Source organism: Aeromonas sp. QDB68 (assembly GCF_027707405.1).
Taxonomy (GTDB): domain Bacteria; phylum Pseudomonadota; class Gammaproteobacteria; order Enterobacterales; family Aeromonadaceae; genus Aeromonas; species Aeromonas caviae.
Genome location: NZ_JAPCIQ010000033.1, coordinates 14,324 through 39,829, shown reverse-complemented (window position 1 = coordinate 39,829; position 25,506 = coordinate 14,324). Strand labels below are relative to the sequence as shown.

The 25,506-nt window shown below is 65.2% G+C and carries 20 protein-coding genes; 11 read left to right on the top strand and 9 right to left on the bottom strand.

What is annotated here, in order from left to right; genetic code table 11:
- Window positions 1-218 precede the first annotated feature (218 nt).
- From PG892_RS11865 to PG892_RS11840, 6 genes are all read right to left on the bottom strand, one after another.
- The gene (locus PG892_RS11865) at window positions 219-980 is read right to left on the bottom strand and encodes an SDR family oxidoreductase (protein ID WP_113725435.1); all 762 of its coding nucleotides are present in this window, start codon (window positions 978-980) and stop codon (window positions 219-221) included.
- A 71-nt stretch (window positions 981-1,051) separates the two neighbouring features.
- Entirely contained in the window at window positions 1,052-1,972 is a 921-nt protein-coding gene (gene mmsB, locus PG892_RS11860; RefSeq protein ID WP_270825437.1) for a 3-hydroxyisobutyrate dehydrogenase, read from the bottom strand.
- A 27-nt stretch (window positions 1,973-1,999) separates the two neighbouring features.
- The gene (locus tag PG892_RS11855) at window positions 2,000-3,100 is read right to left on the bottom strand and encodes an enoyl-CoA hydratase/isomerase family protein (protein WP_052816214.1); all 1,101 of its coding nucleotides are present in this window, start codon (window positions 3,098-3,100) and stop codon (window positions 2,000-2,002) included.
- A 78-nt stretch (window positions 3,101-3,178) separates the two neighbouring features.
- Window positions 3,179-3,970: an enoyl-CoA hydratase gene (locus tag PG892_RS11850; protein ID WP_041215244.1), complete on the bottom strand. Its 792-nt coding sequence runs from the start codon at window positions 3,968-3,970 to the stop codon at window positions 3,179-3,181.
- A gap of 118 nt (window positions 3,971-4,088) precedes the next feature.
- A complete protein-coding gene (locus PG892_RS11845) occupies window positions 4,089-5,246 on the bottom strand; it encodes an acyl-CoA dehydrogenase family protein (RefSeq protein ID WP_270825436.1) in 1,158 nt (385 codons plus the stop codon).
- Between the two features lie 81 nt (window positions 5,247-5,327).
- Window positions 5,328-6,839 (bottom strand): CoA-acylating methylmalonate-semialdehyde dehydrogenase, encoded by a 1,512-nt coding sequence (locus PG892_RS11840; RefSeq protein ID WP_270825435.1) that lies wholly within the window; start codon window positions 6,837-6,839, stop codon window positions 5,328-5,330.
- A 257-nt stretch (window positions 6,840-7,096) separates the two neighbouring features.
- Between PG892_RS11840 and PG892_RS11835 the strand changes: the two genes are divergently transcribed.
- From PG892_RS11835 to PG892_RS11800, 8 genes are all read left to right on the top strand, one after another.
- Window positions 7,097-8,245 (top strand): isovaleryl-CoA dehydrogenase, encoded by a 1,149-nt coding sequence (locus PG892_RS11835; protein WP_270825434.1) that lies wholly within the window; start codon window positions 7,097-7,099, stop codon window positions 8,243-8,245.
- Entirely contained in the window at window positions 8,242-9,858 is a 1,617-nt protein-coding gene (locus PG892_RS11830; RefSeq protein ID WP_270825433.1) for a carboxyl transferase domain-containing protein, read from the top strand. The genes PG892_RS11835 and PG892_RS11830 overlap by 4 nt, the downstream gene beginning before the upstream one ends.
- A gap of 9 nt (window positions 9,859-9,867) precedes the next feature.
- Window positions 9,868-10,716, top strand: a complete 849-nt coding sequence (locus PG892_RS11825; protein ID WP_270825432.1) for an enoyl-CoA hydratase-related protein — start codon at window positions 9,868-9,870, stop codon at window positions 10,714-10,716.
- A gap of 109 nt (window positions 10,717-10,825) precedes the next feature.
- Entirely contained in the window at window positions 10,826-12,790 is a 1,965-nt protein-coding gene (locus PG892_RS11820; RefSeq protein ID WP_270825431.1) for an acetyl/propionyl/methylcrotonyl-CoA carboxylase subunit alpha, read from the top strand.
- Entirely contained in the window at window positions 12,787-13,758 is a 972-nt protein-coding gene (locus PG892_RS11815) for a hydroxymethylglutaryl-CoA lyase (protein WP_270825430.1), read from the top strand. Before PG892_RS11820 ends, PG892_RS11815 begins: the two co-directional genes overlap by 4 nt.
- A 54-nt stretch (window positions 13,759-13,812) precedes the next feature.
- The gene (locus tag PG892_RS11810; RefSeq protein WP_010674587.1) at window positions 13,813-14,226 is read left to right on the top strand and encodes a MerR family transcriptional regulator; all 414 of its coding nucleotides are present in this window, start codon (window positions 13,813-13,815) and stop codon (window positions 14,224-14,226) included.
- Between the two features lie 271 nt (window positions 14,227-14,497).
- The gene (locus tag PG892_RS11805; RefSeq protein ID WP_442865633.1) at window positions 14,498-17,404 is read left to right on the top strand and encodes a DUF748 domain-containing protein; all 2,907 of its coding nucleotides are present in this window, start codon (window positions 14,498-14,500) and stop codon (window positions 17,402-17,404) included.
- An 865-nt stretch (window positions 17,405-18,269) separates the two neighbouring features.
- On the top strand, window positions 18,270-18,866 hold the full coding sequence (locus tag PG892_RS11800; RefSeq protein WP_039039055.1) for an acetate uptake transporter: 597 nt from the start codon (window positions 18,270-18,272) through the stop codon (window positions 18,864-18,866).
- Between the two features lie 78 nt (window positions 18,867-18,944).
- On the opposite strand, the gene PG892_RS11795 is transcribed toward PG892_RS11800, so the two are convergent.
- Entirely contained in the window at window positions 18,945-19,754 is an 810-nt protein-coding gene (locus PG892_RS11795) for a zinc-dependent peptidase (RefSeq protein WP_039039054.1), read from the bottom strand.
- 18 nt (window positions 19,755-19,772) lie between these two features.
- Window positions 19,773-20,186, bottom strand: coding sequence for a GNAT family N-acetyltransferase (locus PG892_RS11790; RefSeq protein ID WP_214003739.1), 414 nt, complete (start codon window positions 20,184-20,186; stop codon window positions 19,773-19,775).
- 330 nt (window positions 20,187-20,516) lie between these two features.
- Here PG892_RS11790 and PG892_RS11785 point away from each other — a divergent pair, with 330 nt between their 5' ends.
- The gene (locus PG892_RS11785) at window positions 20,517-22,016 is read left to right on the top strand and encodes an alanine/glycine:cation symporter family protein (RefSeq protein WP_043156472.1); all 1,500 of its coding nucleotides are present in this window, start codon (window positions 20,517-20,519) and stop codon (window positions 22,014-22,016) included.
- Between the two features lie 67 nt (window positions 22,017-22,083).
- Here the strand turns inward: PG892_RS11785 and PG892_RS11780 are convergent, their stop codons facing one another.
- Entirely contained in the window at window positions 22,084-22,890 is an 807-nt protein-coding gene (locus tag PG892_RS11780; RefSeq protein ID WP_010674581.1) for a crotonase/enoyl-CoA hydratase family protein, read from the bottom strand.
- 158 nt (window positions 22,891-23,048) lie between these two features.
- On the opposite strand from PG892_RS11780, the gene PG892_RS11775 reads away from it, so the two are divergent.
- Both PG892_RS11775 and PG892_RS11770 read left to right on the top strand, forming a co-directional pair.
- Window positions 23,049-24,836, top strand: coding sequence for a putative nucleotidyltransferase substrate binding domain-containing protein (locus PG892_RS11775; protein ID WP_270825427.1), 1,788 nt, complete (start codon window positions 23,049-23,051; stop codon window positions 24,834-24,836).
- Window positions 24,837-24,838: 2 nt separating this feature from the next.
- The gene (locus tag PG892_RS11770; RefSeq protein WP_029314461.1) at window positions 24,839-25,465 is read left to right on the top strand and encodes a 3'-5' exonuclease; all 627 of its coding nucleotides are present in this window, start codon (window positions 24,839-24,841) and stop codon (window positions 25,463-25,465) included.
- Window positions 25,466-25,506 lie beyond the last annotated feature (41 nt).

Here is a 25,506-nt window from a genome sequence, read left to right as displayed (position 1 = left end):
TGATGGCCTCTCCTGAAAGAAAAACACCCTGTCAGCGTACCGCTCACAGGGTGGGGGTGACCATCTCATTAGACCCGTTGATATTTCACGACTTTTCATGATGTCGCCCCGCTTTTCAAAAAGCGGACCTGCATGGCTATGCACCCTTGCTCTGGGGCCTTTCCCCTGTAAAAACGCCCTGCAGGAGGGGCGTCAGAGAGAGTATATGCAGGGGGGGACTAGAGCCTCAAGCCGCCGTCCAGCTCGATCATCCGCCCCGACAGATAGTCGTTGGCAAGGATGAACTGCACCGTCTGGGCCAGCTGCGCCGCCTGCCCCAGGGTGCCCACCGGGATGGCCTGCTGCATGCGGGCCATGGCTTCGGGTTTCATCGCCGCCGTCATGTCGGTGGCAAAGACGCCGGGGGCGATGCCCATCACCCGGATGCCGTGACGGGCCAGCTCCTTCCCCCAGGTGACCACCAGAGAGGCCACTCCCGCCTTGCTGGCGGCATAGTTGCTCTGGCCCATGTTGCCAGCCCGGGCGATGGAGGAGATGTTGATGATGACGCCCCCCTCCCCGCCGATGGCCATCAGCGCCGCCCCCTCGCGCCCGCACAGGAAGGTGCCGGTGAGGTTGACGTCGATGACGCTCTGCCACTGGGCCAGGCTCATCTTCTCCGTCAGTGCCCCCTCCTTCACCTTGATCAGCATGCCGTCGCGCAGGATGCCGGCACAGTTGACGAGACCGTGCAGGGCACCGAACTGATCCTTGATGGCGGCGAAGGTCGCCTCGACCTCCGGCTCGCTTGCCACGTTGCAGACGAACAGGGCGCAGCGGCCGTCACGGCTGCGCACCTCCGCCTCGGTCACCTCCAGATCGGTGCGGTTGACGTCGATGAGCGCAAGCACGGCCCCCTGCTCCGCCAGACTCAGAGCGATGGCGCGGCCCAGCCCCCTGCCCGCCCCCGTGATGGCGATGACTTTCCGTGTGATATCCATAAATGCTCCTGGTGAGATGGCCGGTGACTGTCGAGTCAAAGACTATCGGGTAAATAGGTAGATAGCGGCCCTTAACCCGGCGCTGTCTTGTCCCGATAGAGCTCGAGGATGCTGGAAAAATCCTTGTTCTCCTGGCCCAAGCTCGCGTGCAGGTTGAAGAGGTTGCGGGCCAGGGCCCCCATGGGCACGGCGCTGTGGGCATGTTCCGCCAACGCCATGGCGAGCCCCAAATCCTTGACCATCAGCCGGGTCATAAAGCCCCCTGTATACCCACGCGACGCCGGCACGTTCTCCATCACCCCGGGCCAGGGGTTGTAGCGCTCCAGGCTCCAGTTGTTGCCCGAACTCTTGCCCATGATGGTGGAGAGCACGGCGGGATCCAGCCCCTCCTTGACCCCGAGCGCCAGCGCCTCGGCGGTGCCCGCCATGTGGATGGCGAGCAGCATGTTGTTGCACATCTTGGCGATCTGGCCAGCGCCAAGCGCCCCGGCGTGAAACAGGTTCTGCCCCATCCAGGCGAGCACGGGTCTGGCCGCTTCAAAATCCGCTTGTTCGCCGCCGACGATGAAAGTGAGCGTGCCCGCCGCCGCACCGGCCACGCCCCCCGAGACAGGGGCATCGAGAAAACGGATGCCGCTCGCCTTCGCCGCCGCCCCCACCTGACGGGCCGAGGCCACGTCTATGGTGGAGCAGTCGATGACCAGGGCGCCGGGCGACAGGGCCGCCAGCAGATCCTGGCCACCCCGCTCACCGGCACTCTCCCCCAGCCAGAGGCTGCGCACGTGCTCGCCCGCTGGCAGCATGCTGATGACCAGCTCGCAGCCGCTCACCGCTTCCCGGGCATTCCCGGCGGCGAGGCAGCCGGTCTCGATGGCCCGGCTCAGGCTCTCGGGCACCAGATCAAACACCTGCACCCTGTGCCCCGCCTTGGCCAGGTTGGCGGCCATGGACCCCCCCATGTTGCCAAGCCCGATAAACCCAATCCTTGTCATGGTGTGCTCCTTGTGTGTGATCCCGCGTCAGCGGAGGCGCAAGGGGTTGTCCCCCTCGGGCCAGCGATAGAAGGCATCCAGCCAGGCCTCACCCGTTTGCGGGGCCTGCCAGCGGGGGGATTTGTCCTTGTCGATGAGCAGGGCCCGCACCCCTTCCACGAAGTCCCCCCTGAGCACGCAATTGACCGAGAGGGTAAGCTCGTCGGCAAAGACCTCGGCCAGGGACTGGCGCCGTGCCTGCCAGAACTGGCGCCAGAGAATGGCGCGGCTAATGGGGCTGCCGCGAAGGCAGGTCTCCCGCCCCTGAACCAGCGCCGGTTCGTCCAGCTCGGCGCCCTCGAGGCGTGCCAGCACCCCTTGCAGGGAGCGGCCGGTCAACAGCGCATCGATGCGGGCCTGGTGGGGCAAGAGCACGGGGGTCGGCAGCGTCTGGCCAAGGGATCGCTGCAAACCGGTGAGCAGCACCTCGATCCGCTCGCAGGGGTCGCCTGCGGACCAGTCGAGGGCGGCGAGGCGCGCCGGCAGCTCGGCCCGCTCGCGGCTCCCCATGGCGTGACCCGCGAGCCCCAGGCCGATGGCGTCCGCCCCGTTGAAGCGGGCACCGGTGAGGCCGAGCCAGAGTCCGAGCCGCCCCGGCATCCGGCTCAAAAACCAGCTGGCCCCCACGTCCGGATAGAGGCCGATGGTCACCTCCGGCATGGCGAACAGACTCTTCTCCGTCACCACCCGAAAAGCGGCCCCGGCAAAGAGGCCGATGCCGCCCCCCATGCAGATGCCGTCCGCCACGCAGACAAGGGGCTTGCCGTAGCAGTGGATGTGATGATCGAGCCGGTACTCCTGCAGGAAGAAGTCGCGGGCATAGCCGAACAACTCAGAGTGGCTCGCCTCCTGCTTGCGGTAATAAAAGGAGCGGATGTCGCCACCGGCGCAGAATGCCTTCTCGCCGGCCCCCTGCAGCAGCACGCAGACGATGGCCGGATCCTGCTCCCAGCGGGTCAACGCCCCCTGCAACAACTGGATCATCTCAAGGCTCAGGGCGTTGAGGGAGGCGGGGCTGTCCAGAGTCAGCATGCCGATGTAGCGGCCATCCGCCGTGGGGTGGGTCTCGATGCGCACGGGCTCACTCATGGTCGGCCCCCGCAGACCGGGTGTCAGCCCCTGCGACATGGCGGGTCGCCATCAATACCTCATTCATCCTTCATTCCCTCACTCTTTCGGCCTGGATTGGTCATAACGCCAGCGCGGGGCCCGCTTCTCGAGGAAGGCCGCCACCCCTTCGCGCTGGTTGGCATCGTCAAACAGGGCGAGAAAGAGGCTGCGCTCGAGCGGCAGCGCCGCGTCCCTGTGGGTGCTTCGCCCCTGATTGATGAGCTGTTTGCAGGCGCGCAGGGCGCTCGGGCTCTGGCGCTCCACCAGCTGGGCCATCTGCTGCGCCGCCTCCCAGGCGTGCCCCTCGGTCACCACCTCCTCCACCAGCCCCATCTCGTAGGCCAGGGTGGCGCTCACCTTCTCGCCGCAGAGGATCATCCGCTTGGCCCAGCCCGGCCCCACCAGCTCGGTGAGGCGCTGGGTGCCGCCAGCACAGGGCAGGAGCCCCACCGAGGCCTCCGGCAACCCCAGCTTGGCCTGCTGCTCGGCGATGCGGATGTCGCAGGCCAGCGCGACTTCGAGCCCCCCTCCCATGGCATAGCCGTTGATGGCGGCGATGCTGACCCCGTGAAAGCGGGCCAGCGCCTCGAAGGCGTGACCAAAGGCCTCGGCCACCTCGCGGGCATGCGCCAGGCTGCCGTCGGCGAACATCTTGAGATCGGCGCCGGCGCAGAAGAATTTCTCTCCGGCACCGCGGATCACCAGGGCCACCACGTCGGGGCGACCATCCAGCTCCACCATCATCTGCAAGAAGGCTTTCAGGCTGGCGAGCGTCCAGGTGTTGGCGGGTGGGTGATCGAGGGTGATGTAGGCCACGTGGCCGTGATATTCGAGCCTGATCCTTGTCATTGCGTTGTCCTTGTCAAAAAAACTGCCCCATGATGACAGGGTTGAATGGAGCCAACCTGCTCCTGGCTCACAAAGCCTGAGGACGTGCCGACTGCGTCCTCAGGGCAGGCCCCTCCCGCTACTCCAGCGACAGGCCGGGGTCGGCCAGCAGGCGGCGGGCGATGATGAGCCGCATCACTTCATTCGTCCCTTCCAGAATGCGGTGCACCCGGGTATCGCGCAGATAGCGCTCAAGCGGATACTCGCGGATATAACCATAGCCGCCAAAGAGTTGCAGGGCGTCGTCGCAGATGCGGTGCCCCACGTCGGTGGCAAAACGCTTGGCCATGGCGCACCAAGCACTTTTGTCCGGGCTGCCCTCATCGAGTTTGGCGGCCGCCTGGCGCACCAGCAGGCGGGCGGCGGCGAGCTCGGTGGCCATGTCGGCCAGGCGAAACTGCACGCTCTGGAATTCGCTGATCGGACGCCCGAATTGCTGACGCTGGCGCACGTGCTCCAACGCGTCGTCCAGGGCCTGCTGGGCGGTGCCCAGCGAACAGCTGGCGATGTTGATGCGCCCCCCATCGAGCGCCCGCATGGCGAACTTGAACCCTTCCCCCTCCTCCCCCAGCCGGAAGCGAGCGGGAATGCGCACGGCATTGAAGTTCACCTCCCGGGTTGGCTGGCTGTTCCAGCCCATCTTCTCCTCCGCCTTGCCGTAGCTCACGCCGGGGGTCTGGGCCGGCACCATGAAGGCAGAGACCCCCTTGGCCCCCTCTCCACCGGTGCGGGCCATCACCACCAGCACGTCGGTGCTGCCGGCGCCCGAGATGAACACCTTGCTGCCGTCGAGGAGGTAATCTTCGCCATCGCGCACGGCGCGGGTCTTGAGGGCCGCCGCGTCGGAGCCCGCCCCCGGCTCGGTGAGGCAGTAGGATCCCAGCAACTCGCCGCTGGCGAGCCTGGGTACCCACTCCTCGGCCACCTCGGCAGGCAACCAGCTGCCCAGCATCCAACTCACCATGTTGTGGATGGTGAGATAGGCGGTGGTGGAGGTGCAGCCCATGGCGAGGCGCTCGAAGATGAGGCTGGCATCGAGCCGGCTCAGGCCCAGACCGTCATACTGCTCCGGGGTATAGAGGCCGCACAGACCCAGCGCCGCCGCCTGCTTGATGGTGGGGATGGGGAACTCGTGCTCCCTGTCCCAGCGCGCGGCGTGGGGTTTGAGCGCCAGATCGGCGAAGGCGCCGGCCGACTCGACACAGGCCCGTTGGGATTCGGTCAGGGTAAAATCCATCTTGTTCGCTTCCTTTGTATTTGTTCCGTCGATCCGTTGCTGTCAATGGGGGCACCCGGGCAAAGTGGGCAACCCCTGCCGTCAGCGCAGCTGAATGGTCATATTGGGGCCGCTGGGAATGTCTTCGTCGAACCAGCGTTCGGTGACCGTCTTGGTCTCGGTGTAAAAACGCACCGCCTGCTTGCCGTAGGCATGCAGATCCCCGTAGAAGGAGCCACGCCAGCCGGTGAAGGAGAAGAACGGCAGCGGCACCGGGATGGGCACGTTGATCCCCACCTGGCCCACCGCCACCTCGTGGCGGAACTTGCGAGCGGCGGTGCCACAGCCGGTGAAGAGGGAGGTGCCGTTGCCATAGGGGTTGGCGTTGATGAGGGCAAGCGCCTCATCCAGGCTCCCCACCTCGAGGCAGGCCAGCACGGGCCCGAAGATCTTCTCCTTGTAGATGCGCATCTCGGGGGTCACGCCGCGAAACAGGGTTGGTCCCACCCAGTTGCCCACCGGGTAGCCGGGTACGTCGCAAAAACGGCCGTCCAGCAGGCACTCGGCTCCCTCGGCAATCCCCGCCTCGATAAGCCCCTCCACCCTGACTTTCGCCTCCGGGCTGATGAGGGGGCCGTAGGCCGCTTCAGGATCGTGCCAGACACCGGGTTTCACCTTGGCGAACTCGGCGGCGAGCTCCGGGATCCACTCCCTGGCGTTCCCCACGAACACCGCCACGCTGATGGCCATGCAGCGCTGACCGGCGGCGCCGACTCCCGCTCCCACGAGGTTGCCGAGTACCTGCGCCTTGTTGGCATCCGGCATGATCACCATGTGATTCTTGGCGCCGACAAAACACTGGGCCCGCTTGAGTTGCGACGTGGCGCTGCGATAGACGTGGCCGCCGACCCGGGCCGAGCCCACGAAACTGACTGCCTTGACATCGGGATGGGCCAGCAGCGCATCCACCTGCTCGGCGCCGCCATGCACCACCGACAGAATGCCCTTGGGGGCCCCCGCCTCGGTAAACAGTTCGGCCAGGCGCATGGGGGTGAGGGGATCCTGCTCGGAGGGCTTGAGCACGAAGCCGTTGCCGCAGGCCACCGCCAGCGGGAACATCCACAGCGGTATCATGGCTGGGAAGTTGAACGGCGTGATGCCGACGCAGACCCCGAGGGGCTGCACCCAGGAGTGGCCGTCGACCCTGCGCGCCACGTTGCCCATGGTCTCCCCCAGGGTCTGGCTGGCAATGGCACAGGCCTGCTCCACCACCTCGATGCCGCGCCACACATCCCCCTTGGCATCCGCCAGGTTCTTGCCGGTTTCCTGGGCCAGCAGGGTCGCCAGCTCGTCGTGATGCACTTTCAACAGATGCTGGTAGTTGAACATGACCCGGGCCCGCTCGGGGGCCGGCACCTCCCGCCACTGCAGGTAGGCGTCGTGAGCGGTGCGCACCGCCAGCTCAATTTCCGCAGAGGTAGCTTTCGGCACCCGCGCCAGCAGACTCTGATCCGCCGGGTTGGTCACCTCTATCCACTCGTCACTTGCGGACGGACACGCCTCGCCACCGATGTAGAGCGGCAGATCCCCGTACTGGGTGTGATGCTGGCTCATGCCCCCCTCCTAGCCCGTTGGCAGGCGATGGCAGGCCACCCTGGGCCGGCCACATCCATGTTGCTGTTGCACATCCTGTTCACTCCTTGCGCTCCTCTGCCCGGGTAGCCCCTTGCGGCGGGCTGCCATCGAATTTACCTTAGACTAACAATCAATTTACGTTTACGCTAACGTAAACTTGAATCACGAATGGACTGACCAGTCATCACCCTGATGGCAGGGGAAATCGGCAGTCCACTGCACCAAGGAGAGCACGGATGCATGCCCTGATGGATGAAACCCTCCAGGCCCTGACCGAACAGGTCGAGGCTTTCTGCCAGAAAGTGATCGCACCGCGCGCCAGCGAGATCGATCAGAGCAACGCTTTCCCCCGGGATCTCTGGCCCCGCATGGGTGAGCTGGGACTGCACGGCATCACGGTGGCGGAGGAGTATGACGGGGTGAACCTCGGCTATCTGGCCCATGTGCTGGTGATGGAGCAGGTGAGCCGCGCCAGCGCCTCGGTCGGCCTCTCCTACGGCGCCCACTCCAATCTCTGCATCAACCAGATCCACCGCCACGGCACCCCTGATCAGAAGGCGAAATATCTGCCTGATCTGGTCAGCGGCAAACACGTGGGGGCGCTGGCCATGAGCGAGCCGAGTGCCGGCTCCGACGTGGTGAGCATGCGCCTCACCGCAATGCGCGAGGGGGATAACTTCGTGCTGAACGGCAACAAGATGTGGATCACCAATGGGCCCGATGCCGACACCTTCGTCATCTATGCCAAGACCGATGCCGCCGCCGGGCCCAAAGGGATTTCCGCCTTTATCGTCGAGGCGGGAACTCCCGGTTTTTCCACCGCCCAGAAGCTCGACAAGCTCGGCATGCGCGGCTCCAGTACCTGCGAGCTGGTGTTCGACAACTGCTGGGTGCCGCAGGAGAACCTGCTGGGCCCCCTGCACGGCGGGGTCAAGGTGCTGATGAGCGGTCTGGACTACGAGCGGGTGGTGCTGGCAGCAGGCCCCCTTGGCATCATGCAGGCCTGCATGGACGTGGTGCTCCCCTATGTACGCGAGCGCAAGCAGTTCGGCCAGGCCATCGGCGAGTTCCAGCTGGTGCAGGGCAAGCTCGCCGACATGTATACCCGTCTCGCCAGCAGCCGGGCGCTGGTCTATTCGGTGGCGAGCGCCTGCGATCAGGGCCGTACCAGCCGCAAGGATTGCGCCGCCGCCATCCTGTTTGCCGCCGAAAATGCCACCCAGATGGCCCTCGATGCCATCCAGCTGCTCGGCGGCAACGGCTACATCAACGAATACCCCACAGGCCGCCTGCTGCGGGACGCCAAACTCTACGAAATCGGCGCCGGCACCTCGGAGATCCGCCGCTGGCTCATCGGCCGCGAGCTGATGGGAGAGAGCGCATGAGCAGGATCCACTCCCGCCTCGACACCGCGAGCCCCGACTATGAGGCCAATCGGGCCGCCATGCAGGCACTGGTCGACGATCTGAATACCCACCTGGAGGAGATAGCCCAGGGCGGGGGCGCGGCCAACAACGCCCGCCATCAGGCCCGCGGCAAGCTGCTGCCCCGCGAGCGCATCGACCAGCTGCTGGACCCGGGCTCCCCCTTTCTCGAGCTCTCGACGCTGGCCGGCTGGCAGGTCTATGACGAACCGGTGCCCGCCGCCGGCCTCATCACCGGCATCGGCCGGGTCTCGGGGCGCCTGTGCATGCTGGTGGTGAATGACGCCACCGTGAAGGGCGGCACCTACTACCCCCTCACGGTGAAAAAGCACCTGCGCGCCCAGGCCATCGCCGAGCGGCTGCGCCTCCCCTGCCTCTATCTGGTGGATTCCGGCGGCGCCTTTTTGCCGATGCAGGACGAGGTGTTCCCCGACCGGGATCATTTTGGCCGCATCTTCTACAACCAGGCTCGCATGTCGGCCCAGAGCATCCCCCAGCTGGCGGTGGTGATGGGGCTCTGCACCGCCGGCGGCGCCTATGTGCCCGCCATGGCGGACGAGTCGATCATGGTCAGGGAGCAGGCCACCCTCTTTCTGGCGGGGCCACCGCTGGTCAAGGCCGCCACCGGCGAGGAGATCAGCGCAGAAGCCCTGGGCGGCGCCGAGGTGCACTGCGTCCACTCCGGGGTGGCGGATCACATGGCCAGGGACGATGCCCATGCCCTGGCCATCGCCCGCACCCTGGTAAGCAACCTGGGGGACAACCAGACGGCGGCGTCACCCGCCCCATCCGCTCCCTCCTATGATGAGCCGCACTACCCCATCGAGGAGCTCTACGGCCTGGTGGGCACCAGTCTCAAGCGCCCCTATGACGCACGAGAATTGATCGCCCGACTGGTGGATGGCTCTGTGTTTGACGAATTCAAGGCGTTGTTCGGCACTACCTTGGTGACGGGTTTTTCCCGCATTGAGGGCATGCAGGTGGGGATCCTCGCCAACAACGGCGTGCTGCACAGCGACAGCGCCCAGAAGGGAGCCCACTTCATCCAGCTCTGCAACCAGCGGGGGATCCCGCTGCTGTTTCTGCAAAACATCACCGGCTTTATGGTGGGGAGTACGGCGGAGAAAGAGGGGATCGCCAAGCACGGCGCCAAGCTGGTGACCGCCGTGGCCTGCAGCCGGGTGCCCAAGATCACTCTGATCGTCGGCGGCAGCTTCGGTGCCGGCAACTACGGCATGTGCGGGCGCGCCTATGAACCGGATTTTCTCTTCAGCTGGCCCAACAGCCGCATCTCCGTCATGGGGGGCGAGCAGGCGGCCGGGGTGCTGGTGCAGGTGCGCCGGGACAAGCTGGCCGCCGAGGGCAAGACTCTGGGCGAGCCGGAGGCGGCCGCCATTCGCGCCCCGGTGATCGCGCAGTACGAGCGCCAGGGTCACCCATATTACGCCAGTGCTCGCCTGTGGGATGACGGCGTCATCGACCCGGTCCAGAGCCGCACCGTGCTGGCCCTGGCGCTGGCGGCCTGCCAGGGGGCCGAGCCGGGCCCCGGGCAGTACGGCATCTTCCGGATGTAAGGAGTTCATATGTCAGACCCGCTCTTCAACGATCCCCTTGCCCATTTTCGCCTGGAGCGCCACGGCCCGGTGATCGAGCTGGTGCTCTCCCGCCCGGCCCGTCACAACGCCCTTGATGCCGACCTGATGCAGGGGCTGCTCGACTGCCTCGACGAGCTGGCCCACGGCCAGCCGCTGGCCGACCGCCCCCACGTGCTGCTGCTGCGCGCCGAGGGGCCGCATTTTTGCGCGGGCGCCGATCTCGAGTGGATGCGCAAGATAGCAGGGGAGTCGTTCGACCCCCGCGCCTTTGACAAGAATCGCGAGGACGCCCGGGTGCTGGCCCACCTGATGCAGGCACTGGACGAGCTGCCCTTCCCCACGGTGGCCCTGGTGCAGGGGGCCGCCTACGGCGGAGCCTTAGGCCTTGTCTGCGCCTGCGACATCGTGCTGGCCAGCGAAAATGCCCGCTTCTGCCTCTCCGAGGTGACCCTGGGACTGGTGCCTGCGGTGATCAGCCCCTACGTGGTGCGCGCCATGGGGATGCGCCAGGCCCGCCGCTACATGCTGAGCGCGGAGCCTTTCGATGCCATCACCGCCTGCCGACTCAACGTGGTGCACAGGCTCAGCCAGCCTGATCAGTTGCTGGCGGAGGGACGCGCCATGGCCCTGCGGTTGTGTCGCAACGGCCCCCAGGCGATGAAGGAGACCAAGCGGCTGCTGGCCGCCCTCGAAGGGCGCCCAGGCCACCAGCACGAAGAGCAGACCGTCGAGACCATCGCCCGGGTACGGGTCGGCCTCGAGGCCCAGGAGGGGATCCAGGCCTTCTTCGACAAACGCCCCCCAACCTGGCGCCCCCGTTTCAAGGACGAAGCATGACTCAATACCACCCCATCAAGCCCCTGCTGATCGCCAGCTGTGGTCAATATCACTGGAGTGTGGATCAACACGCTTCGCACATGTGCACCTTGAACAGCAGGGAGGTAGCATGACCAACCACACTCCCATCAAGCGCCTGCTGATCGCCAATCGCGGTGAAATCGCCGTGCGTATCATCAAGACAGCACGGCGCCTCGGCATTCACACCATCGCCCTCTACTCCGACGCCGACGCCCGCGCCATGCATGTGCGCGAAGCCGACGAGGCCTGGCATCTGGGGCCGGCCCCCGCCCGGGAGAGCTACCTCGACACCGGCAAGGTGCTCAAGATTGCCAAAGAGGCGAATGCCGACGCCATCCACCCAGGCTACGGTTTCCTCTCCGAGAACAGCGACTTTGCCACCGCCTGCGAACAGCGGGGCGTGCGCTTTGTCGGCCCAAGCGGCGCCGCCATCCTCGCCATGGGGGACAAGTCGGGGGCCAAGGGGCTGATGCAGGCAGCCGGCGTCCCCGTGCTACCCGGTTATCACGGCGCGGATCAGCACCCCGATTTTTTGCGCGATCAGGCGAGCCAGGTGGGCTTCCCGCTCCTTATCAAGGCAGCCAGTGGCGGCGGTGGCAAGGGGATGCGCCGGGTCGATCAGCTGGCCGACTTTGACGCAGCCCTGGCGGCGGTCAAGCGGGAGGCGAGTGCCGCCTTTGGCGACGACCATGTGCTGCTGGAGCGCTATCTCCCCTGCGCCCGTCACGTGGAGGTGCAGGTCTTTGCCGATGCCCTCGGCAACGCCATCTACCTGGGGGACAGGGACTGCTCCTTGCAGCGCCGCCACCAGAAGGTGATCGAAGAGGCCCCCGCCCCCGACATCTCCCCTGCCCTGCGCCGCGCCATGGGCGAGGCGGCCGTGGCTGCGGCCAAGGCCATCGCCTATCGGGGGGCCGGCACCATCGAGTTTCTGCTCTGCAAGGAGGAGTTCTTCTTCATGGAGATGAACACCCGGTTGCAGGTGGAGCACCCGGTTACCGAAGCCATCACCGGCCAGGATCTGGTGGCCTGGCAGTTGGCGGTGGCCGAGGGCAAACCGCTGCCCCTCACCCAGGAGCAGGTGGTGCTGCGTGGCCACGCGGTGGAGGCGCGCCTCTACGCCGAGGACGTGGCCGCCGGTTTTCTGCCAGCGAGCGGCCCCATCCACTGGCTCACCTGGCCCAAGGGGGTGCGCATCGACACCGGCGTCGGCGCCGGCGATGAGGTGAGCCCCTATTACGACCCCATGATCGCCAAGCTCGTCGCCCACGCACCGAGCCGCAGCGAAGCCTTTGCCACCCTGGCCGATGCCCTGGCAGCCCTGGATCTTGGCCCTCTGGTGCACAACGGCCCGCTCCTGCAACGCCTGTGCGAAGTGCCAGAGGTGCTGGCGATGCGCCACCACACCCAGTGGCCCATTCCCACCGACACCCTGCCTGTTCCGGCGATCGCCTGGCCCCTCGCCACCCTCTGGCTCGCCACTTGCGAGCGCGATGCCTCCCCCTGGCAGCAGGCCGCAGGCTTTCGGCTGGGCCCCACCCGCCGCTTTTGCGCCACGGTGCGCATCGGCGAGGAGACCCGCACTCTCACCCTCACCGAGCGAGGAGGCGCCCTGCTCTGGCAGAGCGAGCAGATCCCGTTCGAACTCGGGTCAGATCAGATCCGCCTGTGCCAAGGTGGACATTGGCAACGCTATCCGGTGCAGCCCCTCGGCGAGGGCGCCTATTTGCTGCACCTGGCGGGCAGACGCATCCGCTTCTCGCTCGATGATCAGCATCATCAGCTCCACGATGATCACGACACGAGCCATGTCCCGGGCATCCTGGCCCCCATGCACGGCATCGTGGTGGCGCTGCAGGTCGAGGCCGGCCAGCCGGTCAGCAAGGGGCAACCCCTGCTGGTGCTGGAGGCGATGAAGATGGAGCACGTCCTCAAGGCTGACCGGGACGGGGTGATTGAGGCCCTGCAGTGCCGCCAGGGGGAACAGGTGAGCCAGGGCGCCGTGCTGGTGCGCTTTGCCGAGGACCATACCGCGCAGGAGGAGCGCTCATGAGCCACACGCACGAGAACCGGGACGACAAGGTCAGCCTGGTGGAGATGGGGCCGCGGGACGGCCTGCAAAATGAGACCGCCACCCTCTCCCTGGCGCAGCGGCTGGCGCTCATCGCCCGCCTGGCCGAGAGCGGGTTGCAGCGCATCGAGGTGGGGGCCTTCGTGTCGCCCAAAAAGGTGCCGCAGATGGCGGATTCCGCCGCACTCTTTAACGCCCTGCCGCGCAGGGGGCCGACCCGCTATGGCGCCCTGGTGCCCAATCTGCAGGGTCTGCAGGCCGCCATCGCCGCACGCGCCGACGAGATAGGCCTCTTCACCGCCTGCTCGGACGGCTTCACCCGGGCCAACATCGGCATCAGCGTGGAGGAGTCCCTGGTGCGCTTTGCCCCCCTGGTGCAGGAGGCGCGCAGCCTCGGCATCAAGGTGCGCGGCTACCTCTCCACCGTCATCGCCTGCCCGTTCGACGGCCCGACCCGCCCGAAACGGGTCGCCGCCCTGGCCGAGCGGCTGCTGGATCTGGGCTGCCACGAGATATCCCTCGGCGACACCATCGGCGTCGGCACCCCGGGCACCGTGGCTCCCATGCTGGATGCGGTGCTGCACGAGATCCCGGCGGGCCGGCTTGCGGTTCATTTTCACGACACCTACGGCCAGGGGCTGGCCAACCTGCTGCCGGCGCTCGAGCACGGCATCCGCACCATCGACTGCTCGGTGGCCGGGCTCGGCGGCTGCCCCTATGCCCCCGGCGCCTCCGGCAATGTAGCGTCGGAAGAGGTGGTCTATCTGCTGCACGGCCTTGGCATGAGCACCGGCGTCGATCTCGACCAGCTGGCCGCCACCGGCCAGTGGGTGAGCGAGCTGCTGGGGCGCCCCAACGGCTCCCGGGTCGGCCAGGCCCTGCACGGGAGGGGACGGCGCCTAGCACAAGAGCGCGAGCAGCGCACCCCGGGAGGCCATCATGCATCATGACCCCGGCCCTTGCCGCGGGGCCAGGACCCCGCCAGCTCATCAGGAGGGCGCACCATGAGAGCCAGACACGCCAGTGGCAAGGAGAGGACCTACAGCATCTCGGAGCTGGCCCAGGAGTTCGACATCACCCCACGCACCATCCGCTATTACGAGGACGAGGGGCTCATCACCCCGACCCGGGAGGGGCAGACCCGCATCTACAGCCACAAGGACAGGATCCGCCTGAAATTGACCCTGCGCGGCAAACGCCTCGGGTTCAGCCTGGCGGAGATCCGCGAGCTGTTCGACATGTACGACACCGACCGCTCCAGCCGGATGCAGCTTCACTCCATGATCCAGCTCATCGAGGCCAGACGCCACTCCCTGCGCCAGCAGCTGGAGGACATCCAGATGGTGATGGCCGAGCTCGATGCCGCCGAGCAGCGCTGCATCCACTCCCTCGGCGGCTTGAAAACCGACGGGGATTGACAGACTCTGGGGGTATCTCGCCCCCGGTATCCCGGTTTTCCAGTGGATATCCGCAGTGGCAGGCCCTGACCCGGCAACCCCCTTGTTCCCCACATCGCCCGTCGCGACATGCCGGACAGAGTGGGCGGTTTGGGCAAGCGGCGAGGTGGGGCAAACGGGGGAAATCCGGCCTTGGTCGCACAATAATTCCCCAGCCCGGTCAGAGTGCGGCGCACCTCATGAGTCCTTCCCATGAACCGGGCACGATTAATTGCTACCATATGCGCATCAAATGGAGACCATCATGCTCAAGCCTCTGCCCGCTCGTCTGCTGCGCTATGCCCTCTATCTTCTCGCGCTCCTGCTCATCGGCATCACCATCCTGCTCTGGCAGGCGCCGACCCTCATCCAGCGCCATCTCCCCGGCTGGCTTGCCACCCATTACGGTCTGCACCTCTCCCTTGGCAAGATAGAGGTGGGGATCCGCTCCCCCTCCCTCGTGCTGGGGCCCAGCGCCCTGCTCGATGACCAGCAGCAAGCGCTGGTGTCATTTGAAGAGCTGAAGCTCATTCCCGCCTTGAAAGCGAGCTGGCAGCAGCGCGCCCTGGTACTGGAAGAGGCCACCCTGACCGCCCCCAGGGCAGATCTGGTGCGCCTCGAGGATCTCAAGGGGGAGGCGCGCTTCAACCTGATCGATGCACTGGCCTCCCTGCTCTCCCCTGCGCCGGAGCAAGCGCCGCCAGCTAGCGCCGAGCCCGTGCTGGTGACCATTGGCAAGCTGTCCGTCGAGCAGGGCCGGCTCAGCTACCGGGACAGCCGCAAGCAGAGCAGCTCGGGGTGGGTGCCGCCCCTCACCCTGGACAAGCTCACCCTGCACCTGCCCGGATTTTCCAGCGCAGAGGGGGTGCTCAACCCCTATCGCCTGAGCGCCACCGTCAACGAGAAGAGCCCCCTCAAGGCCGAAGGGGAATTCGACATGATGAGCGGCGCCGGCAAGGGCAACCTCAGCCTTGGCAAGGTGGCCATCGCCCCCTTCGCCCCCCTCTGGGCCCCCTATCTCAAGGCGACCCTCGCCAAAGGGGAGGCCAGCGCCGAGCTCGCCTATCGCCTCACCCAGGGCAAGCAGGGACTGGACTGGCAGTTGTCAAAGGGCAAGCTGACCCTGGCCAACTGGCAGCTCACACGCAACAAGGGGGAGGAATTTGCCCGCTTCAAGCAGTTGGCGCTGACCGGGATCCGCATCGATGGCAACAAGCAGCGCCTTGAGCTCGATGCCGCCATCCTCAAGAGCCCGGCCATCACCGCCGTCCTCGACCACCAGCAACAACTGGATCTCGCGGACCTGCTGATCCCCCAGAAGACCCCCAAGGGGGGCAAACAACCGGCCACCCCCGCCAAGCCCTGGCAATGGGCCCTCAAGCAGACCCGCATCGACCAGGGCAGCCTCACCCTGACCGAAGCCACCAGCGGCAAGCCCCTGAAACGGGCCATCTCCGCCCTCGCCCTCACCCTGGGGCCCCTTGGCAGCCAGGCCGCCCAACCCAGCCCCCTCACCCTCAACGCAGCCCTCGACACCAGGACGACGGTGGCGTTTGACGGCACCCTGGGGCTGACCCCCTTCACCCTGAACGGCGCCATCCGCCAGCAGGGGCTGCCGCTGACCCTGGCTCAACCCTACCTGCAGGATCTGCTGCGTATCAGCGTGCGGGACGGCGAGCTTGCCAGCCGCACCAGGCTGGACCTGGCCACCGACCGCCAGGGGGCCATCAGCAAGCTGGAGATAAGCGGTGGACTCGAGGTCGCGGGGCTCAACGTGCTGGATCGGGCCGACAACCAGCGCCTGCTCCAGATAGAGAATCTGCAATTGAGCGGCCTGCACTATGATGGCCTGAGCCAGAAACTGCACATCGCCGACATCCTGCTCAGCAAACCCTATGCCCGCATCGAGATCAACGAAGAGGGGATCACCAACGTGCAGCAACTGCTGCTGCCGCAACCCGCCGCGAACGCCAGGGAGAGCGCCCCCGCCCCGCACATCGTCATCGATCAGATCCGTACCGCCCAGGGCAACCTGCGCTTCGCCGATCGCAGCCTGAGCCCGGAGTTCGTGGTGGACATCGCCTCCCTCGACGGCCAGAGCCGCCATATCAGCAACACCCCGGGGCAGCGCTCCGAGCTCGCCTTCAACGGCAAGGTGGACCGCTACGCCCCCGTCACCATCCGGGGGGGCGCCAACCTGCTCATCGAGGATCCCGTGCTGGATGTGGCCGTGGCCTTTAACAACCTGGAGCTCACCACCTTCACCCCCTACTCCAGCACCTATGCAGGCTATGCCATCGACAAGGGGCAGCTCTCCATGAAGCTCAACTACAAGCTGCAGGGCAACCGGCTGGAGGGGGACAACGACATCACCATCAAGAAGCTGCAACTCGGGGAGAAGGTCAAGAGCGAGCAGGCCAAGGATCTGCCCCTCGGCCTCGCCATCGCCCTGCTGAGCGATTCGAACGGCGTCATCAAGATGAACCTCAAGGTGAAGGGCAATCTGGATCAGCCTGATTTCAGCCTGGGCAATATCTTCTGGGACGTGCTCGGCAATACCCTCGGCAAGGCCATCACCTCCCCCTTCTCCCTGCTTGCGTCCTTGACGGGGGGCACCAAGGATCTCGACGAGCTCCCCTTCCTGCCCGGCGATCCCGCCCTGACCCCGACCCAGCAGACCAAGCTGACCACCCTCGCCCAGGCCCTCAAGGAGAGGCCCAAGCTCAGCATGAACATCCGCGGCAAGGTCAACTTCAACGAAGAGCGCCCCATCCTTCAGCGTCAGAAGCTTGAGCGGCTGCTGGCCAAGATCACCGGCAGCCCGGTGGATTTGACGCTGCTGGAGCAGGATCCCGCCATGCAATCCGCACTGGCAGAGGCCTATGAAGCCAAGTTCAACGAAGATCTCGGGGATCTGGCCGACCGGTTGCGACTCGATGAAGGGAGCGAGGCCCTGCGCGCCCAGGCGGTGCTCCTGCTGCGGGATCAGCAGCTCATCACCGCCAAGTCCCTGCGAAACCTCGCCATGCGCCGCGCCCAGAACACCAAGGAGTATCTGGTGGATACCCAGGGCATCGCGCCGGAGCGCCTCTTCGTGCTCGACAGCCAGGTGAAGGAGACGGACAAGGAAGCCAAGGTGGTGCTGACCCTGGACAACTGATCCGGCGCCCGCCGGATGCCCCTCTTGTTTGCCCCGACGGCACATGGCCCGAGGGGCTCCCTCCCCTGACCCCTTCCATCAGGATATGTCTCTCGCTAGCCGTCCCGAACAATCCGGTTATCCCTTTATCCAGCATGTCGGCATGTCGGCATGTCGGCATGTCGGCATGTCGGCATGTCGGCATGTCAAAATAGATGGCCCGATCAGATATACAGTGTCTAATCGGGCCAATCCTGAACACCCTCTCGCGCACGCCACAGGGCCAACCCCGCGCCCCCCCTTCCATTTCGAAGCGTTTTTACTGGGCCCATGGCCCATCCCGCCTCTGGCTTTTTGACAAGGGCAGCCTCTGATCCTGCCCGTTAATCTTGCGCCTCTTTCGCCCGTGGCAGTCAACACGGCGCGCTTGCGGGTTTCTCTGGCGCCCCGCCCTTGTGTAGGGAACACGGTGGCGAGCGCGGGGTTGACGAGAAAATGGGGAGCGCAACGGACACTGCGATGGCAAGCGATACGGGAGGTCCATGGGTCACAAACAGGAGGGAAACACTCTGGTATGATGGCATATGAACTCATTTTTCAATCAAGCCGCCATGACGCGACCATCCGGGGCGCGTTTCCCTCACCAATCCCAGTCACCATCGTCGTTGCCGACTTTCATGCCAAGGTGCCTTTTATACAAAATCGCAACGTTGAAAACGTTTTTCATTCACCACTCGTCTACCTGAATGGCACGAATGGTTGGCCACTTAAACTTTCGTGTTCTTTTTTTACCATTTCTGTGTGTCCCCCCCTTGCCCGGGACCCTGAGCCTGCCTAAAATCGCGCGTCTTTTATCAACCCCACCTCTATTGTTGGAGAACACCACGTGAGCGAAAAATTGGCCAACCCTGCCCCTCTGGGTCTGATGGGTTTCGGTATGACCACCATTCTGCTGAACATCCATAACGCAGGTTTCTTCCCCATCAGCGCCATGATCCTGGCCATGGGTCTGTGCTATGGCGGTCTGGCCCAGATCATCGCCGGCATCATGGAGTACAAGCGTGGCAACACCTTCGGTGTCACCGCTTTCATCTCCTACGGCACCTTCTGGTGGAGCCTGGTGTTCCTGCTGGTGATGCCGACCATGGGTCTGGCCGAGGCCACCCCCCACGCCTACATGGGCTGGTACCTGCTGATGTGGGGCATGTTCACCCTGTTCATGCTGATCGGGACCGTCAACTTCCCCCGCGTGAAGCAGTTCGTGTTCGCCTCCCTGACCGTGCTGTTCTTCCTGCTGGCCGCCCGTGACTTCACCGGCAGCACCCTGATCGGCACCATCGCCGGTTTCGAAGGCATCATCTGCGGCGCCAGCGCCATCTACCTGGCCATGGCCACCGTGATCAACGAGCAGTTCGGTCGCACCGTGCTGCCCATCGGCGAGCAGAAGAAAGCCGCTCCCGTCGAGCTCAAAGCCGCTGCCTAAGCACCCGGCGACATCGCTGTCACGAAAAAGGCACCCTCGGGTGCCTTTTGTCTTTCTGCCGCCCGGACACCGTGCCGGTCAGCCCTGCGCTCCGGGATCCCCAGCCAGCAATCGGGTGGCCGGGTAGCGGGCGGCGGGATCCTGGCCGTAGAAGCGGGCGAACTGGTCATAGACCGCAGGGTAGACGGCGCGCAGACGCAACGGATCGGTGAAGAAGCTCTCGCTGCACACCGCGAAGAATTCGGCGGGATGCGAGGCGGCGTAGGGGTCTATCTCGGTCACCTCCTCTCTGGTCAACTGATCGTTCATCTCGTCAAACGCACCTTGCAGCGCCCGGGTCCATTGCTGGGGATCCATGCCCCGCGGCAGGGGCGGTGCACCGTCCGCATCCCCTCCCAGCATGTCGAGCTTGTGGGCAAGCTCATGGATCACCAGGTTGAATCCGTCCCAGTCCCCGTCCTGCTGCAATTCACTCCAGGCCAGCACCAGCGGCCCCTGGGGCCAGGATTCACCGGCGTTCTCCTCTTCAAATTCGCTCACCAGCCCGAACTCGTCCTGCACCTCCTGACGACGGGTCACGGGCTCGGGGATGATGATCACCTCGTGGAAACCTCGATACCAATCGAACCCCAGGTGCAGGATGGGCAGCACTGCCTGCAGGGCCAGCACCCCCTGCTGGCGGGGCGTCAGTTCTACCCCGATCTGGGTGAGGGTCTTGCGCGAGAGAAAATGGCGCGCCAGCTCCATCAGCCTCTGCGCCTCTTCTTCTTCAAGCCCCTGCAAGATGGGCACCGCAGCCAGCGCCTCGCGCCACTCCTGCTCTTCTGGGAGACGGGGCTCCCGGGGAGATGCACCACCCAATACCTCTTTCAACCTGGACCAGAACACACGGACTCCTCTTGCCAATCAGACAGTTTTCACAAAACGTTTCGGACGCTCGCAATACCCTTGCGCCAGATAAAATCGGTGCGCCCCTTCGCGCTTGAGGCTGCTGGAGAGCTCCAGCTGGCCGCACCCCAGGGCTGCCGCCCGCTGCTCTGCCGCCGCCAGCAGCAGGGCCCCGATGCCCCCTCCCCTTGCACCCTCATCGACAACCAGCGCCGAGATCAGGCCCCAGGCTGGTGCAAGGTGCATGGGCTGCAGGCGATGCCACACCAGCACCCCCACCGGGATCCCCTCGCACAGGGCCAGCAGTACCTCCCGAGCCGGATCGGGCTGGGCCAGCCTGGCGCTGACCGCCCCGTCAGGGTTGGGGTAGCCCAGCTGGGCAAACAACCCCGTCAATCCGGTCCCATCTTCCTCCCCGGCGAGGCGAATGATGCACCTGTTTTCCCTTGTTGCCACTCCTGGCCTCCTATTTGCATTACCTCAATCAGCCCTCTGGGCATGGCAAAGCGGCAGATGATGGGTATGTACCGAATCTTGTCCAGTTCCATTCACCATTTGTTAATGTCAATTCACAAATTAACAAAGTCACAACACTTTTCACTAGGAAGGCCCTGAACAAACCGATATGTTAAATCCCGCGGACTAACCAGTCGAAAGTCCCGCACAATCCTGAGTGACCCCCTTGGTCACCGCATATTTCAATGTTAAGGGAGCGAGGCATATAGACCTCGCCAAGACAGCGCAACAAAGGAGTTGTTGTACATGAATGAGATCGTCAATGCCATCAATGGCGTGATTTGGAGCCCAGCGCTCATCTATCTGTGTCTGGGGGTAGGCCTCTACTTCTCCCTGCGCAGCCGTTTCCTGCAACTGCGCCACTTGAAAGGCATGATACGCCTGATGTTTCAGGGCAAGGGCAACGATGCCGGTGTCTCCTCCTTCCAGGCACTCTCCATGACCCTGGCCGGTCGCGTCGGTACCGGCAACATCGCCGGTGTGGCCACTGCCATCACCTTCGGCGGCCCGGGTGCCCTGTTCTGGATGTGGATGGTCGCCTTCCTTGGCGCCAGCTCCGCCTTCGTGGAGTCCACCCTGGGCCAGGTCTACAAGGAGAAGATCAACGGTGAATATCGCGGCGGTCCGGCCTTCTACATCGAGAAGGGCCTGGGCATGAAGTGGTATGCCTGGACCTTCGCCATCGCCACCATCTTCGCCTGCGGCGTGCTGCTGCCGGGCGTACAGGCGAACTCCATCGGCTCCAGCCTGCAGACCGCCTTTGACATCGATCCCAACGTCACCGCCGCCGGTCTGGCGCTGCTGCTCGGTTTCATCATCTTCGGCGGCGTCAAACGCATCGCCAATTTCGCCAGTACCGTGGTGCCCTTCATGGCGCTGGGTTACATCATCGTGGCCTGCGTCATCATCGCCCTGAACATCGGCCAACTGCCGGGCGTGATCCTGCTCATCTGGAAGAGTGCCTTCGGGATGGAAGCCGGCTTCGGCGCCATTCTGGGTCTGGCCATCATGTGGGGTGTCAAGCGCGGGGTCTACTCCAACGAAGCCGCCCAGGGGACGGGCCCCCACGCCTCCTCCGCCGCGGCGGTGAGCCACCCGGCCAAGCAGGGCCTGGTACAGGCGTTCTCCGTCTACATCGACACCCTGTTCGTCTGCTCCGCCACCGGCTTCATGCTGCTCATCACCGGCCTGTACAACGTGCAGGGCCCGGACGGTGCCGCCCTCTACACCGGCATCGCCGGCATCGCGGCAGGCCCCGGCTATGTGCAGACCGCCATGGAAAGCATGATGCCAGGCTTTGGCAACTACTTCGTCGCCATCGCCCTGTTCTTCTTCGCCTTCACCACCATCGTGGCCTACTACTACATCGCCGAAACCAACATCGCTTTTGTCAACCGCAAGATTAACCGCCCCTGGCTCACCTTCCTGCTGAAGATTGCGCTGATGGCTGCCACCGTCTACGGCACCGTCAAGACCGCCGATCTGGCCTGGGGCCTGGGGGACATCGGCGTCGGCCTGATGGCCTGGCTCAACATCGGTGCCATCCTGATGCTGCAAAAGCCGGCTTTCGCCTGTCTGAAAGACTACGAGGCACAGCTGGCCAAGGGTCTGGATCCCGTGTTCCACCCGGAAAAGCTCGGCATCAAGAACGCCGACTACTGGATTGAAAACCGCGCCGAAGTGAACCTGATGCGCGAGCAAACCGGCCACCCCTTCGAGGCAGACCCGGATACCGTTGCCAAGTAATCAGACGGCACAATGCAAAATGGCAGCTTCGGCTGCCATTTTCATTTGTGTTGGATGGGTGAGGGGTTCAAAGCGCGTTGCGGCGCGGTCCGAATGGCAGGCGCCAGCGAAACAGGCTGTTGAGGGTCGCCCGCCACTGGTTGGGGCGCCCCAGGATCTGCCTCTGCAACCGGGTCTCTTCCTTGAGCATGGCCTCGTCACTGCGAGCCCAGGCCTGGGTGTAGAGCTGCTTGATCCCCGCCAGCGCATCCGGCGACTTGGTGATCAGGGTCCGGGCAAAGGCCCGCGCCTCTTCCAGGGGATCCGCGCACACCCGGCTCACCAGGCCGAGGGACTTGGCTTCGCTGGCTTCCAGCTCGCGCCCGCTCATGGCAAGCTCCATGGCGGTATCCATCCCCATCAGGTTGCGCAGGGTGACGCTGCCGCTCATGTCGGGGATGATGCCCCACTTGATCTCCATCACCGAGAAGCGGCAATCCGGGGTGCTGAAGCGGAAATCGGCGCCGAGCGCTATCTGCAGGCCGCCGCCAAAACAGACCCCCTGGGTCACCGCAATCACGGGCACCGGCAATTGATGCCAGCCATAGGCCACCCGCTGGGCCAGGTTGGTCGCCTCGTCCGCCTCGCGCTTGAGGATCTCCAGCGCCGCCACCGGCTGCCTCAGCATAGATTTCACATCCAGCCCGGCGCAGAACGCCCGCCCCTCCCCGTGCAGGATCACGGCCCGCAGCCCTTTTTGCCGGGATAGCGCGTTCAGCGTCTCGTCGATGGCGTCGAACATGGCCCGATCCAGCGCGTTGAGCTTGTCCCCCCGGCAGAGCATCACCTCGGCGATCCCCTCCTGAAACACCCATTTGACCCTTGGCTTTTCCATCTCCGTCTTCGTCCTTTTGATTCAACTGGTCATACCACAACGTTACCAGAGTGTTATGGGCAGGTACAGGGAGGCAGCCCCGGGCCTGCGACTAAAGTCGGCTGGCCCGGTGGTGGAGCCTTTGTCAGACTGGCCCCATGGTCACGGTGGAGCCTGTCATGTCACTTCTGTTCAATTTTGCCCGTCCACCGTTCGACGGCCTGGACGAGGAGGCACGCCAGCGGCTCGGTCAGCACCTCAGCATCTGCTACTTTCGCGCGGGCCAGACGGTGCAGCACGCCGGGGAGGAGCCCGCCGGGCTCTACCTCATCATCAAGGGGGCCGTGGAAGAGTCTGCCCCCCATCAATCCTTTGGCGACTATGGCGAGGGGGACATGTTCGACGTCCGTGCCCAGTTTGACGGGCACTGCCGCCACCGTTTCGCCGCCCTGGAAGATACCCTCTGCCAGCTCATTCCCCGCCCCGTCTTTCTGGCCCTGTGCGACGAGCACCCCCATATCGCCCGCTACTTCACCGCCACCCTGGCGGAGCGCCAGCGGGAGCAGGAGCGCCGCGGCCAGCTCGGACAGCAGAACCTGGCAGAGTTCATCCTGACCCGCATCGCTCCCGACCATCTGCAGGCGCCGCTCATCGTGGAAAGCAGCCTCTCGCTCCTGGCCGCCACCGAGGCCATGGTGGCCAGGGGCACCGACTGCCTGCTCTATCCCGGAGCAGACGGCAGCCTGAGCCTGGCGACCCGCAAGACCCTGCTCCACGCCCTCACCCTCAAGGGATTGCCGCTCAGTGCGCCGCTGGCGGTGCTGACCCCCACCCCGCTGACGGGTCTGCCACTGGGGAGCTATCTGTTCGATGCCCTGCTGCTGATGACCCGCCACCGCATCAAGCGCCTGGTCATCTGGCAGGGGCAGGAGGTGGCAGGCATCCTGCATTTGACCCAGGTGCTCGGGCTCTTCTCCACCCACTCCCATGTGTTGACCCTGCGCATCGCCCGCGCCGACTCCCCGGCCGCCCTCGAGGCGGTCGCCCGGGAGCAGCAGCAGCTCATTCGCTCCCTGTTTGCCCAGGGGATCCACACCCTGTTCCTGATGAAGCTCATCGCCACCATCAACGAGCAGTTGATCGCCAAGGCCTTTTCCCTGGTGATCCCCGCGGCGCAGCAAGAGCAGGTGTGCCTGCTGATGCTGGGGTCGGAGGGGCGTGGCGAACAGATCCAGAAAACCGATCAGGACAATGCCCTGATCCTGCCGGATGGCCTGCCGTGGCCCACCCAGTCGGCGGATCTGGCCGCCTTCAGCGCCATGCTGGCGCGCCTGGGTTATCCCCCTTGCCCGGGCAGGGTGATGGTCAACAACCCGGCCTGGGTGAAGCCGCTTGGCGGCTGGCTGCAAGGGATAGAGCAGGCCTGTGTGTGCGCCAGCGAAGCGGATCTGCTCTGGCTCGCCACCCTGGCCGATGCCCAGGCCATCACGGGAGATCGCGCCCGGCTCGCCCCCGTCGCCCGTCGCCTGCGGGCCTGCCTCGCCGACCGGCCGGATCTGCTGGCGGAGATGGCAAGGGCCGCCGTCGCCTTTCACGCCCCCCTCACCCTCTTTGGCAGGCTGGAGCAAGCCCCGGAGGGGCTGGATCTCAAGCGGGGCGGCCTCTTCCCCCTTGTCCACGGCGTCCGGGTACTCTCCCTGGAGGCGGGGATCCTGGAGACCTCGACCACGGGGCGCATCGAGGCCCTGGTGGGCCAGGGACGCCTCAGCCGGGACTATGGCACCAATCTGGCGGAGGCCTTCCGGCTGTTCATGCGGCTTCGGCTGCGCAGCCAGTTGCAGGAGGGAGACGGACGGGTGCGGGTGGCCGACCTCGGCCCCGCAGAGCGGGATCTGCTGCGCCATGCCCTGCACCAGGTGAAGAAGTTCCAGCAATGGCTCACCTTGCACTTTCGTCTTAGGCAATAGCGATGTGGATGCACTGGCGCCGCCGCTGGCTTGGCAGGACGTTTCGGGAGGGGGAGTTTGCCCCGCTCTTTGCCCGCCCTGCTGGCGACGAGTGGGTGGCGCTGGACTTCGAGACCACCAGCCTGGATCCGGCGCTGGCGGAGATCGTCTCCATCGGGGCGGTGCGTATCCGGGGCAACCGGATAGAGACGGGCGATGCCCTTGCCATCCGGGTCCAGGCTCCCGCCAGCCTGAGCGCCGGGTCCGTGGTGATCCACGGCCTGCGCCATCAGGATCTGCAACAGGGCATGGCACTGGAGCCCGCGCTGCGCGCGCTGCTGGAGTTCATCGGCCCCCGTGAGCTGGTGGGGTATCACATCGCCTATGACCTGCGCATTCTCAACCTCGCCTGCCAACGGCTGTGGGGGCTCACCCTCCCCCAGCGCGGCATCGAGGTGAGCCGCCTCTATCACGATCACCTCTATCGCCGCTATCCCGACGCCGCCATCGATCTGCACCTGGCCGCGATCTGTCGCCATCTGGCGCTGCCAGCCCTGCCCCCCCACGACGCCCTGAGCGATGCCGTCACCGCCGCCCTTGTCTTTGTACGCCTGCATCAGGGCGGCCCGCTGGCTTATCCCAAAGTCTAATTGTTCGGAAATAACATTTAATTCACATTTTGCTTACATGG